Source organism: Paraburkholderia sp. RHO2 (genome assembly GCF_050955445.1).
In the GTDB taxonomy this organism is placed as follows: domain Bacteria; phylum Actinomycetota; class Actinomycetes; order Mycobacteriales; family Mycobacteriaceae; genus Prescottella; species Prescottella agglutinans_A.
The window spans coordinates 3,538,067-3,550,619 of sequence record NZ_CP162617.1; the positions used below are offsets into that span (position 1 = coordinate 3,538,067).

Annotated in this window: 11 protein-coding genes; 8 read left to right on the forward strand and 3 right to left on the reverse strand. The window is 69.6% G+C overall.

Features of this window, described 5'->3' with window-relative positions; translation table 11 throughout:
* The first annotated feature begins 17 nt into the window (after positions 1 to 17).
* Positions 18 to 863, forward strand: a complete 846-nt coding sequence (locus ABTV10_RS16470; protein WP_499028562.1) for an alpha/beta fold hydrolase — start codon at positions 18 to 20, stop codon at positions 861 to 863.
* A 3-nt stretch (positions 864 to 866) separates the two neighbouring features.
* Here the strand turns inward: ABTV10_RS16470 and ABTV10_RS16475 are convergent, their stop codons facing one another.
* Positions 867 to 1,433, reverse strand: coding sequence for a TetR/AcrR family transcriptional regulator (locus ABTV10_RS16475; protein WP_499028565.1), 567 nt, complete (start codon positions 1,431 to 1,433; stop codon positions 867 to 869).
* An 87-nt stretch (positions 1,434 to 1,520) separates the two neighbouring features.
* Between ABTV10_RS16475 and ABTV10_RS16480 the strand changes: the two genes are divergently transcribed.
* Positions 1,521 to 2,348, forward strand: a complete 828-nt coding sequence (locus ABTV10_RS16480; RefSeq protein ID WP_499028566.1) for an acyl-CoA thioesterase — start codon at positions 1,521 to 1,523, stop codon at positions 2,346 to 2,348.
* A gap of 61 nt (positions 2,349 to 2,409) precedes the next feature.
* Here ABTV10_RS16480 and ABTV10_RS16485 read toward each other — a convergent pair whose 3' ends face one another.
* Positions 2,410 to 3,756 carry an MFS transporter gene (locus ABTV10_RS16485; RefSeq protein ID WP_499028568.1) on the reverse strand — a complete coding sequence of 449 codons (1,347 nt, stop codon included), beginning with the start codon at positions 3,754 to 3,756 and terminating at the stop codon, positions 2,410 to 2,412.
* Between the two features lie 104 nt (positions 3,757 to 3,860).
* On the opposite strand from ABTV10_RS16485, the gene ABTV10_RS16490 reads away from it, so the two are divergent.
* The 5 genes from ABTV10_RS16490 to ABTV10_RS16510 all read left to right on the forward strand — a co-directional run bounded on the left by ABTV10_RS16490 (position 3,861) and on the right by ABTV10_RS16510 (position 10,018).
* Entirely contained in the window at positions 3,861 to 4,415 is a 555-nt protein-coding gene (locus ABTV10_RS16490; RefSeq protein WP_499028571.1) for a PadR family transcriptional regulator, read from the forward strand.
* 19 nt (positions 4,416 to 4,434) lie between these two features.
* Positions 4,435 to 6,465 (forward strand): FAD-dependent oxidoreductase, encoded by a 2,031-nt coding sequence (locus tag ABTV10_RS16495; RefSeq protein WP_499028573.1) that lies wholly within the window; start codon positions 4,435 to 4,437, stop codon positions 6,463 to 6,465.
* A gap of 45 nt (positions 6,466 to 6,510) precedes the next feature.
* Positions 6,511 to 7,314: a mycolate reductase gene (gene cmrA / locus ABTV10_RS16500; RefSeq protein ID WP_499028575.1), complete on the forward strand. Its 804-nt coding sequence runs from the start codon at positions 6,511 to 6,513 to the stop codon at positions 7,312 to 7,314.
* 144 nt (positions 7,315 to 7,458) lie between these two features.
* The gene (gene lysA / locus ABTV10_RS16505; RefSeq protein WP_499028577.1) at positions 7,459 to 8,802 is read left to right on the forward strand and encodes a diaminopimelate decarboxylase; all 1,344 of its coding nucleotides are present in this window, start codon (positions 7,459 to 7,461) and stop codon (positions 8,800 to 8,802) included.
* Positions 8,803 to 8,899: 97 nt separating this feature from the next.
* Positions 8,900 to 10,018, forward strand: a complete 1,119-nt coding sequence (locus ABTV10_RS16510) for an NDMA-dependent alcohol dehydrogenase (protein WP_499028579.1) — start codon at positions 8,900 to 8,902, stop codon at positions 10,016 to 10,018.
* A gap of 31 nt (positions 10,019 to 10,049) precedes the next feature.
* Here ABTV10_RS16510 and ABTV10_RS16515 read toward each other — a convergent pair whose 3' ends face one another.
* Entirely contained in the window at positions 10,050 to 11,792 is a 1,743-nt protein-coding gene (locus ABTV10_RS16515; RefSeq protein ID WP_499028581.1) for a helicase HerA-like domain-containing protein, read from the reverse strand.
* Positions 11,793 to 11,876: 84 nt separating this feature from the next.
* Here ABTV10_RS16515 and orn point away from each other — a divergent pair, with 84 nt between their 5' ends.
* Positions 11,877 to 12,476 (forward strand): oligoribonuclease, encoded by a 600-nt coding sequence (orn, locus tag ABTV10_RS16520; protein ID WP_499028583.1) that lies wholly within the window; start codon positions 11,877 to 11,879, stop codon positions 12,474 to 12,476.
* The last annotated feature ends 77 nt before the right edge of the window (positions 12,477 to 12,553 follow it).

Below are 12,553 nucleotides of genomic sequence, written 5' to 3' on the forward strand. Positions count from 1 at the left end.
TCCGCTACCGTGGCTCCATGACCGCCGACTCACGGACAGATCGAGTTCGCCTGGGCGACCTGACATTCGACGTCACCCTCGCCGGACCGGACGACGGTACCCCGATCGTTCTACTGCACGGATTCCCCGAGAGTGCGGCGGAGTGGCGGCCGATCACCCCGCTTCTGGTGGCCGCGGGCATGCGCGTCATCGCACCGAATCAGCGCGGCTACTCCCCCGACGCCCGCCCGCGGGCGGTCGAGGACTACCGCTTCGACCATCTGGTCGACGACGTCCTCGGACTCCTCGACGCCTACGGCCTGCCCTCCGCGCACCTGGTGGGGCACGACTGGGGCGCGGCCATCGCGTGGCAGGTCGCGGGACGGCACCCGGATCGGATCCGCAGCCTTACCGCGGTGTCGGTGCCGCACGCGGGGGCGATCGGCTGGGCCCTGCGCCAGGACGCCGACCAGCAGCGCCGGTCCGCGTACGTCGGTCTGCTCCGGCAGGAGGGAACAGCCGAAACGTTTCTGCTCGAGGACGATTCGCGACGGCTACGCGGCGCGTACGGCGACGGCACCGACCCCGACCTGATCGAGGAGCACGTGCGTCTGCTGTCGCAGCCGGGCGCGTTGACCGCGACGCTCAACTGGTACCGGGCCCTGGTCCGCGCCTTCGGGGACCTGGCGCCGGTGCGGGTGCCGACCACGTACGTCTGGGGCACCGCGGATCCCACCCTCGGCCCCGCGGCGGCGCGGCGGTGCAGCGAGTTCGTCGACGCGCCCTACCGGTTCATCGTCCTCGACGGCGCGAATCACTGGATTCCCGAGGAGAACCCGGACGACCTCGCGGACGCGATACTCGCGAGGGTGTCGCAGAGCTGAGGCTCACGCCAGCAGCACCTCGAGTTCGTCGACCACCGCGTCGAGCGGACGCGAGGTGCCCTGCGCCTGCGCCATCACCAGCGCACCCTCGAGCGCACTGACGATCAGCACCGACAACGCGGCCGCGCGGACCTGGGAGATGCCGTCGTCGACGAGACTCGCCGCGATCAGGTCGCACCACTCGGTGAACGTGGTCCCCGCGACCTCGCGGGCACCGCGCTCCGTGCCCAGCGCGGCCGCGACGATCGGGCAACCCGCCGCATAGTCGGTGGCCTCGAGGCCGCGCCGCCACAGGTCGACGAGTTCCCGCAACGCGGACACCGTGTCGCCGGACTGCAGGACCCGCGCCACACCCCGGCCGAGATAGGCGGCGGCGGACCTGGTGGCCTCCTCCACGAGCTGGGACTTGCCCTCGGGGAAGTGGTGATAGATCGAGCCGCGCGGGGCACCGCTGTGGGCGAGCACGTCGGCGAACGACGTCGCCGCCACGCCCTGCTCGCGAATCAACGCGACGGCACTGTCGATCATCGCCGCGCGCGGACCACCCGCGGGATCCTGCCGTCTCGCCATCCCCTCGCCCTTCTCTCGCACGGTTGTCGACCGGTGCTATGTATGTTGTCATACTTAGAACCGGATCGTCACCCGTCAGGAGTCGTCGTGACCCAGATCGTTGCACCCACGCACCCGTTCGACGCGGCCGTCGAGCTCTCTCCCGAGTTGGGCGCGCCCGGCGTCTTCCTGGGGCACACCTCCCCGGCGTACGCGAACATGGTGGGCCCGTTCGGTGGCATCACCGCCGCCACCCTGCTGCGCGCGGTCCTGCAGCATCCCGAGCGCCTCGGCGATCCGCTGTCGCTGACGGTGAACTTCGCGGGCCCGATCGCCGACGGCGAGTTCGAAATCTCGGCGCGTCCCACCCGCACCAATCGGTCGACCCAGCACTGGAACATCGAGCTCGCGCAGGACGGCGTCATCACCACCACCGCCACCGCCGTGTTCGGCCTCCGCCGTGAGACGTGGGCGTCCACCGAGATCGCGGCGCCGGCGGTGCCGCCCGTCGGTGACGTTGCCGCCCAGGGCTTCCCCGAGTTCATCGCGTGGGCGCGCAACTACGAACTGCGCTTCGTCGAGGGTGCGGTCCCCGCGCCCGAGGACGGCGCCCAACCCAACTCGACGAGCACGCTGTGGGTGCGCGACAACCCGCCGCGGCCGCTGGACTTCCCGGCGCTGACGTCGCTGTGCGACGTCTTCTATCCCCGCGCCTTCCTGCGCCTGGGCCGGTACCTGCCGGCGGGCACCGTGTCGCTCACGGTGTACTTCCACGCCGACGCGACCATGCTCGCGGCCCAGGCCGACGACGCCGTCCTCGGCACCGCCCGCGCACAGCGGTTCGGCAACGGCTACTTCGACCAGTCCGGCGAGATCTGGGGCCGCGACGGCGCCCTACTCGCCACGACACACCAGTTGGTCTACTTCAAGGACTGACTCCCGCGTGGCCGAATGTCACACGCGTTCAGTTCAACCGAACCGATGTGACATTCGGCCATCAACCCGGGAGCCGGCTCGCGACCTCCCGCTCCGGCGCCCGCACCGGGAGCAGCGCGACGAGTCCGACGCCCAGCACCACCAGCAGTCCGACGATGCCGGCCCGGTCGGCGCCGAACCACCACGCGAAGAACCCGAACAGGGTCGGCGCCAGGAAGGACACCGCCCGGCCCGTGGTGGCATACAGCCCGAACAGCTGACCTTCCCGTCCGGGCGGGGTGATCCGGGCCAGGAACGTCCGGGCCGACGACTGTGCGGGGCCGACGAACAGGCACAGCAGCAGCCCGAAGACCCAGAAGAGCAGTGTCCCGGAGATCGCCAGCAGCACGACGCCGACGGCGATCATCGCGGCCAGCGAACCGACGATGACCGCCTTGGGTCCCACGCGGTCGTCGAAGCGACCGGCGACGATCGCGCCCAGCGCGGCAACGACGTTCGCGGCGATGCCGAACAGTAGGACGCTGTCGGAGGCGAGTCCGTACACGTTGACCGCCAGCACGGCACCGAAGGTGAACACCCCGGCCAGCCCGTCACGGAAGAGCGCACTGGCGACCAGGAAGCCGACCGTGCGCCGGTCGGCGGCCCACAGCTCGCGCACGTCCCTCCACAGCACCCGGTACGAGTCGACGAAACCGGCCTTCGCCGCGCCGGGGTCGGCGGAGGTGCGCGGCGCTTCCGGGACCATCAACAGCACGGGGATCGCGAACACCGCGAGCCACCCCGCGGCCAGGAGTGCGACCAGGCGAATGTTGAGCCCGCCCTCGGTGGACACGTCCAGGAATCCGCGGGTGTCGCCGGCGCCGGCGATGAACCCCAGATAGCAGACGAGCAGCAGCACGATGCCACCGAAATAGCCCATCGCCCAACCGAACCCGGAGACCCTCCCGATGTTCTCCGGCGTCGACACCTGCCGCATCATCGCGTTGTACGGCACGCCCGCGAGTTCGAAGATCACCGACGCGAACCCCAGCAACACCAGCCCGAGCCACAGGTATCGGTAGTCGTCGACGACGAAGAACATCCCCACCATCGCCGCGACGGTCAGGAAGGTCAGGACCGCGAGCGAACGTTTGCGTCGACCCGTCGCGTCGAATCGCTGACCACTCACGGGCGCCAGCACCGCGATGAAGAAGCCCGCGATGCCCAGCGACCAGCCGAGCCACGTGCTCGCCGACACCGATCCGGGCAGGTCCTCGCCGACGGCGTCGGTGAGATACACCGAGAACACGAACGTGAGGATGACGGCGTTGAACGCCGCCCCGCCCCAGTCCCACAGCCCCCACGCGACGATCTGTCGTCGCGTCGCTGCCTGACCGATGCCCGCCTCGCCAGCCACGCCGCTGCTCATGGCCGCGAGCCTAATCGCGGCGGGGTGCGTTTCCGCTACGACAACACACCGAACGGTCTATTCGCCTAGTTGCATACTCACCCCGTTGCATAGACAATTGCGGCGTGGCACTCGAACACGCGATCCTCGTGTCCCTCAGTGAGCAGTCCGGCTCGGGGTACGAACTCGCGCGCCGGTTCGACAAGTCGATCGGCTTCTTCTGGAACGCCACCCACCAGCAGATCTACCGCGTACTCAAGCGGATGGACGACGCCGGCTGGGTCACGGGCGAATCGATCGCACAGGACGGTCGCCCGGACAAGAAGGTGTACCGGGTGTCGAGCTCCGGCCGGGCCGAACTGGCCCGCTGGATCGCCGAGCCCACCGAACCGGGGCACCTGCGCAACGAACTCGCCGTGAAGATCCGCGGCGCCTCGTACGGGGACATGGCATCACTGCTCGCCGAGGTGCACCGGCACCGCGATGAGCACGTCGCCCGCCTGGACCTGTACCGCCGCATCCAACAACACGACTTCCCCGAGTCCCGTCCCCGCAGCGGCCGTGCCCTGCACCAGTACCTCGTCCTGCGCGGCGGCATCCGCGTCGAGGAGGGGTTTGTCGACTGGTGCACCGAGGTGCTCGACGCGCTCGGGACCGACGCGGACTCGGAACTGTCCTGACCCGACCGGAAGGCCCAGCATGACTTCACCTTTCCCGCACCTGCTCGAGCCGTTGGACCTCGGCTTCACGACGTTGAAGAACCGCGTGATCATGGGGTCGATGCACACCGGACTCGAGGACCGCGCGAAGAGCACTGCGCGCCTGGCCGAGTTCTACGCCGAACGGGCCCGCGGCGGCGTCGGCCTCATCGTCACCGGCGGCTACGCCCCCAACCGCACCGGGTGGCTGCTGCCGTTCGGCGCCAAGCTCACCAACCGGTTCGAGGCCCGACGGCATCGCACCATCACCCGGGCCGTGCACGACGCGGGGGGCACGATCGCGCTGCAGATCCTGCACGCGGGCCGCTACAGCTACCAGCCGCTCAGCGTCAGCGCGTCGTCGATCAAGGCCCCCATCAACCCGTTCCGGCCCCGTCGGCTGACGAGTCGCGGCGTGCGGTGGCAGATCCGCAACTTCGTCCGCTGCGCGCGACTGGCCCACGAGGCGGGCTACGACGGCGTCGAGATCATGGGCGGCGAGGGCTACTTCGTCAACCAGTTCCTGTGCGAGCGCACCAACAAGCGCACCGACGAGTGGGGTGGCACGCCGGAGAAGCGCCGTCGCATGGCTGTCGAGATCGTGCGGCGGACCCGCGCAGCGGTGGGACCGAACTTCGTCCTCCTGTTCCGGCTGTCCATGGCCGATCTCGTCGAGGGCGGGCAGACCTGGGACGAAATCGTCGCGCTGGCACAGGAAGTCGAGTCTGCCGGGGCAACGATCATCAACACCGACATCGGCTGGCACGAGTCCCGGGTGCCGACGATCGTGACCTCGGTGCCGCGGGCGGCGTTCGTCGACATCACTGAGAAGCTCGCCCGGCACGTGTCGATCCCCGTCGTCGCGTCGAACCGGATCAACATGCCCGAGGTGGCCGAGGAGATCCTCACCCGCGGTGAGGTGCAACTGATCTCGATGGCCCGACCGATGCTCGCCGACCCGATGTGGGTGCGCAAGGCCGAGGCCGGCACACCCGACGAGATCAACACGTGCATCGCATGCAACCAGGCCTGTCTCGACCACGCGTTCGTGAACAAGCACGTTTCGTGTCTGCTCAACCCCCGCGCGGGTCGCGAGACGGAACTGACGCTGCTGCCCACCCGGCGGAAGAAGAACCTGGCCGTCGTCGGTGCCGGGCCCGCGGGCCTGTCCGCGGCCCTCAATCTCGCCCAGCGCGGCCACGCCGTCACGCTGTTCGAGGCCCGGGACGAGATCGGCGGCCAGTTCGGGATCGCGCAGAAGATCCCCGGCAAGGAGGAGTTCGCCGAGACCATCCGGTACTACCGCCGCCAACTCGTCCTCGCCGGCGTCGACGTCCGGCTCGGCACGCGCGTCGAGGCGGCCGAGCTGATCGACGCCGGCTACGACGAGGTGGTGATCGCCACCGGAGTCGTCCCGCGGGTGCCCGACATTCCCGGCATCGACCACCCCAAGGTGCTCTCCTACGCCGAGGTGGTCCGCGACGGAAAGCCGGTCGGCACGACCGTCGCGGTCATCGGGGCGGGCGGAATCGGCGTCGACGTCAGCGAGTTCCTGACGCACGAGCACTCCCCCACGCTCGACCTGAAGGAGTGGAAGCAGGAATGGGGCGTCACCGAACCCGAGGCGGCACCGGGCGCGCTCACGACACCGCAGCCGTCGCCCTCGCCGCGTGAGGTGTTTCTGCTGCAGCGCAAGCCCGGACGGATCGGCGCCGGCCTCGCGAAGACCACCGGCTGGGTGCACCGGGCCGCGCTGAAAGCCAAGGGCGTCCACGAGATCGCCGGCGTCAACTACGAGCGCATCGACGACGCCGGCCTGCACATCACCTTCGGCGAGAAGCGGGAGCGCCCGCGCACCCTCGCGGTGGACACCGTGGTGATCTGCGCGGGGCAGGAATCGGTGCGCGACCTGATCGACGACCTGACGGTCGCGGGCGTGACGACCCACGTCATCGGCGGCGCCGACGTCGCCGCGGAGCTCGACGCCAAACGCGCGATCGAGCAGGGCACGCGACTGGCCGCGGGCATCTGAGCGCGTGAGCACCGTGTTTCCGTGGACCCGCTACGCTGCACTCTCGTGAGCCTGCCGAATCCCAACCCTGACGCCCGCGCGGTCGTGACCGGCGCTTCCTCCGGTATCGGCGAGGCCCTCGCCGCCGAACTGGCCGCGCGCGGGCACTCGCTGATCCTCGTCGCCCGCCGCGGCGACGTGATGGAGAAGCTCGCCGCCCAGCTGCGCGAGAAGTACGGCGTGGAGGCCGAGGTCCGCGCCGTGGACCTGTCCGACCGCGACGGCCGCGCCCCGCTGGTCGCCGAGCTGGCCGAGCGCGAGATCTCGATCCTGTGCAACAACGCCGGCATCGCGACATTCGGCCCGGTGATCGAGCTCGACCCGAGCTACGAGCGCGACCAGGTCGAGCTCAACGCTGTCGCGGTGCACGACCTGACGCTGGCCGTGCTGCCGGGCATGGTCGGCCGCAAGTCGGGTGCGATCCTCATGGTCGGCTCCGCGGCGGGCAACATGCCCATCCCGAACAACGCGACCTACGCGGCGACCAAGGCGTTCGTCAACACGTTCTCCGAGTCGCTGCGCGGCGAGCTGAAGGGCAGCGGCGTCAACGTCACGCTGCTCGCCCCGGGCCCGGTCCGCACCGAGACCCCGGACCCGGCCGACGCGTCGATCGTCGACAAGCTGGTCCCGGACTTCCTGTGGATCTCGAGCGAGTACGTCGCCAAGGTCTCCCTGGACGCCCTGGCCGACAACAAGATGCGGATCGTTCCCGGCATCCTGAGCAAGGGCATGTCCGTGGCCGGACAGTACAGCCCGCGCGCCGCGATCGCCCCCATCGTCGGCACGTTCTACAAGAAGCTGGGCGGCTGAGGCCCACCGCGCCAACCGCGCGTCAGGACTCCCCCGGTGGGCGTCAAGCGGGCGTCAAGAACCGACCACCGGGCGCCGCACCGGCGTACTCCTGAAGGGTGAACCCGCTCCGACCGGATTGCGGGCACCCCGAGGAGTACGCCGGTGACCCTGCTCGACATCTTCCCGTCGCTCCGCGCCGCGATGGCGCCGCGGCTCGACCCCGCGCTGTGGCCGGTGAGCACCAGCCACGACGACCGTGGCCGCATCCGTGTCGGTGGCGTGGCGCTCGACGACATCGCCGACCAGTACGGCACCCCGACGTACGTGCTCGACGAGGACGACGTCCGCCACCGCTGCCGCACCTACCGCTCGATCTTCCCCGAGGCCGAGATCGCGTACGCCGCAAAGGCACTGATCACCCGGCGTGTCGCGGCCCGGGTCACCCGCGAAGGCCTGTCTCTGGACGTCTGCTCGTCCGGCGAGCTCGCGATCGCCCTGGCCGCGGGCGTCGATCCGCGTCGGATCATCCTGCACGGCAACGCGAAGACGGCCTCGGAGCTGCGGACCGCCGCCGACGCCGGGGTCGGACGGATCGTCGTCGACTCGCACACCGAGATCCGACTGCTCGCGTCCGTCGCCCCGGCACGGCAGAAGGTGCTGGTGCGGGTCACCCCGGGCATCGACATCCACGGCCACCCCGCAGTCACGACCGGCGTCGACGACCAGAAGTTCGGGTTCCCGATCACCGGCGGACACGCCGATGCGGCGGTGCGGCTCGTGCTCGAGCAACCGAACCTCGAACTGGTCGGGTTGCATTGCCACCTCGGCTCCCAGATCACCGACCCCGACGTCTTCGGTGCCGCCGTGCAACGGCTGATCGGGCAGATGGACCAGGTCCGGCGCGACCACGGCCTGATCCTGACCGACCTCGATCTCGGCGGCGGTCACGCCGTGCCCTACCGGCCCGGGGACCCGCAGATCGACCTCACCGAGCTCGCGCGCACCATCGACGACGCCCTCGACGACGCGTGCGCCCGCAACCGCTTCCCGCGACCGCAGCTCACCCTCGAACCGGGCCGCGCGATCGTCGCACGGGCCGGGGTGACGCTGTACCGCGTCGTGTCGATCAAGGCGGCGCCGAGTGGCCGGATCTTCGCCGCGGTGGACGGCGGCATGAGCGACAATCCGCGCGTCGCGCTGTACGGCGCGCACTACGACGTCGCGGTCGCCAACCGCCACCCGTCCGGCGCCCACGTCCCGATGACCGTCGTCGGGCGCTTCTGCGAGGCGGGTGACGTCGTCGCGGGCGACGTCATGCTCCCGGCCGACCTGCATCCCGGTGACGTGCTCGCGGTGCCGTGCACGGGCGCCTACCACCACAGCCTGGCGTCGTCGTACAACTCCGTCGGCCGACCCCCGGTGGTGGCGGTGCAGGACGGAAACACGCGAGAGCTGATCCGGAGGGAGACGGTCGCGGACCTGCTCGCTCGCGACGTGGGGCTGTAACCGGGTTACGGTGAGCGAGAACGCTCACACGGAAGCGGGCCACCCGGACCGATAGTGATGCGCACCACATCGTCGCTATCCAACCAGGAGGAACCCTGTGAAGACCCGCGCCGCCGTCATCACCGAAGCGCCCGGCACCTACAAGGTGGTCGACCTCGAACTCCAAGGCCCCCGCCAGAACGAGATCACCGTCAAGATGGTCGCCTCGGGCCTGTGCCACTCCGACGACCACATCGCCAAGGGCGACCACGCGGTGGGCCGTTACCCGATCTGCGGCGGCCACGAGGGTGCCGGCATCGTCGTCGAGGTCGGTCCGCACACCGTCGGCTGGGAGGTGGGCGACCACGTCATCTTCTCGTTCCTCGCCGGCTGCGGTCGCTGTCGCTGGTGCGCCAAGGGTCTGCAAAACCTCTGCGACCGCGGCGCGGCCATCATGACCGGCGGTCGCCCCGACGATCCGGACAGCTACCGACTGTCGCTCGACGGCGCGCCTGTCGCGCAGACCTGCGGTCTCGGCACGTTCAGCGAATACACCACGGTGAGTATCGATTCCGCCGTCAAGGTCGACAAAGAGCTGCCGCTCGAAACCCTGTGCCTGCTCGGCTGCGGTGTGGGTACCGGCTGGGGCGCCGCCGTGAACTCCGCGCAGGTGTACCCCGGCCACACGGTCATCGTGATGGGCGTCGGCGGCATCGGCATCAACGCCGTCCAGGGCGCGGCACACGCCGGCGCGGCCCACATCATCGCCGTCGACCCGGTCGCGTTCAAGCGCACTATCGCCCTCGAGTTCGGCGCCACCCACGCGGTCGCCACGATGGCGGAGGCCACCGAGATCGCCCGCTCGTGCACCAACGGCCAGGGGGCCGACTCGGCGATCGTCACCGTCGGCGTCACGACGGGCGAGCATGTGGCACAGGCCTTCTCGGCGATCCGCAAGGCCGGGACGTGCGTGGTGACCGGTCTGGGCAAGATGGAGGACGTCGGCCTGCCGATCAGCCTCCTCGAGCTGACGCTCTACCAGAAGCGCATCCAGGGCTCGCTGTTCGGCGCGTCGGCCCCGAGCGCCGACATCCCGTGGATGGTGGAGCTGTACCGCAGCGGCAAGCTCGAACTCGACAAGCTCATCACCACCACCTACCAGCTCGACGACATCGCCCAGGGTTTCGTCGACATGCACGAGGGCAAGAACATCCGCGGTGTCGTCCTGTTCGACTGACCCCGCCGGGCCCGGCGCCGGCAGCGCCACCTCAACGCCGTCGCCGGCGCCCGGTCCCGAAGATGCTCCGCGAGATCTCCCGCCCAGCGGCCGACGCCGCCGACCGCAGGAAGCTCTTGACCGCCGAGTTGCCGAGGATCTGTTCCGCGACACTCGGCCCCTCGGGCGCCGGGGGCGGCGGCGGAGGAAGGTCCGGAAGGTCCGGTAGCGGCGGCACCTCCAGCGTCGGATCGACGTCCGGCGCCGCCACCACCTTCGCGGTGAGCTTCTCGTAGGCCGACTCCCGGTCGATCGTCTGCCCGTACTTGACGCGGAGCGAACTCGCCTCCGAGGCGGCCCTGATCGCGTCGTCTCCGATCGCATCCATGAGCGAGCGGGGCGGACGGATCCTGGTCCACGCGACCGGCGTCGGCGCCCCCTTCTCCGACAGCACCGTCACCACCGCCTCGCCGGTCCCCAGCGAGGTGAGCGCCTTCTCGAGGTCGTAGTGCGCGGTCTTCGGGTAGGTCTTGACGGTCCTGTTGAGCGCCTTCTGATCGTCGGGCGTGAACGCGCGCAGCGCGTGCTGGACGCGGGCACCCAACTGCGACAGCACAGCGTTGGGGACGTCGGTGGGCAGCTGGGTGCAGAAGAACACACCGACACCCTTCGACCGGATCAGTTTCACCGTCTGCTCGACCTGCGCGAGGAAGGCCTTCGAGGCCTCGGCGAAGAGCAGGTGAGCTTCGTCGAAGATGAAGACCAGCTTCGGCTTGTCGAGGTCGCCCTCCTCCGGCAGCGCCTGGAACAGGTCGGCCAACACCCACATCAGGAACGTCGAGAACATCGCCGGCCGCGCCGCCTGCGCCCCGAGCTCGACGAGCGTGACGATTCCCCGCCCGTCCGGTCCCACCCGCAGCAGATCCTCGGTCTCGAACTCGGGTTCACCGAAGAAGGTGTCGCCGCCGTCGGCCTCGAGATTGACCAGCGCCCGCAGGATGACACCTGCAGTGGAGGCGGACACGCCCCCGATGCCCTTCAGATCCGCCTTGCCCTCGTCGGAGGTCAGGTGTGCGATCACCGACCGCAGGTCCTTCAGATCCAGCAGCGTCAGACCCTGCGTGTCCGCCCAGTGGAAGATCAGGCCGAGGGTGGATTCCTGGGTCTCGTTGAGCCCCAGAACCTTGCTGAGCAGGATCGGCCCGAAGCTCGTGACGGTGGCACGCACGGGAATCCCGATGCCGTCGGTGCCGAGCGAGACGAACTCCACCGGGAATGCGGTAGGCGCCCAGTCGGACTCACCTGTCTCGACAGCGCGGGCGGCGACCTTCTCGTTCGGCTCCCCCGGCCTCGACAGCCCCGCCAGATCGCCCTTGATGTCCGCCATCACGACGGGGACGCCGGCCGCCGAGAGCTGTTCGGCGATGCCCTGCAGCGTCTTCGTCTTACCGGTGCCGGTCGCTCCCGCGATCAGCCCGTGCCGATTGACGGTGGCCAGCGGAATACGCACCCGCGCAGCCGGATCGACGACGTCGTCGACTACGACCGTGCCGAGTTCGAGTGCAGCCCCGGCCGATCGGTAGCCGGACGCGATCTCGGCAGTGGGGCCGCCCGGCTCAGCTGCGGCCGCCGCCACCGGCGCGTTCCGGGCGGCCGCCATCTCACGCTCTGCGGCCTCTGCGGCAGCCGCCGCCTCGGCCGCGACCCGAGCCGCCTCCTCCGCCGCGGCCTTCGCGATCCTGGCCTTCTCCGCCAGCGACTGGGCGTCGTCCCCCGCGCCCGAATCAACCGTCATGAAGCGTCCTCCTCGAAGCAGAAGCGTGCGGGAAGTTCTCCACCGTGGACAATATCCCGACCTCGCCTGACTACTGTGTTTCTCGTGCAGGACAAATTGGTATGGATCGATTGTGAAATGACGGGCCTTCGGCTCGGTTCGGACAAGCTCATCGAGATCGCCGCCCTGGTGACCGACAGCGACCTGAACATCCTCGGCGACGGCGTGGACATCGTGATCCACGCCGACGACGACGCGTTGGCCTCGATGCCCGACGTCGTCACCGAGATGCACGCGCGCTCGGGCCTCACCGAGGAGGTGCGCGCATCGACGGTGACGGTGGCCGAGGCCGAGCAGATGGTGCTCGCCTACATTCGCGAGCACGTGCCCGTCGCCGGCACCGTGCCGCTCGCCGGCAACTCGATCGCCACCGACCGTGGCTTCATCGCCCGCGACATGCCCGCACTGGACGCGCATCTGCACTACCGGATGATCGACGTCAGTTCGATCAAGGAGCTGTGCCGACGCTGGTACCCGCGGATCTACTTCGGCCAGCCAGAGAAGGGCCTGTCGCACCGCGCGCTCGCGGACATCAAGGAGTCGATCCGCGAACTTCAGTACTACCGGCGGACCGCATTCGTCGCGGATCCGGGACCGTCGACCGCCGAGATCGCGGCCGTCGCGAAGGAGCTGGGACCCGCCTGACCAGGCGATTGGCACTTTCCGCGATCGACAGGCTAATATTCATCTCGCTGCAGCAACCGGTTCCACCGGAAGCGACA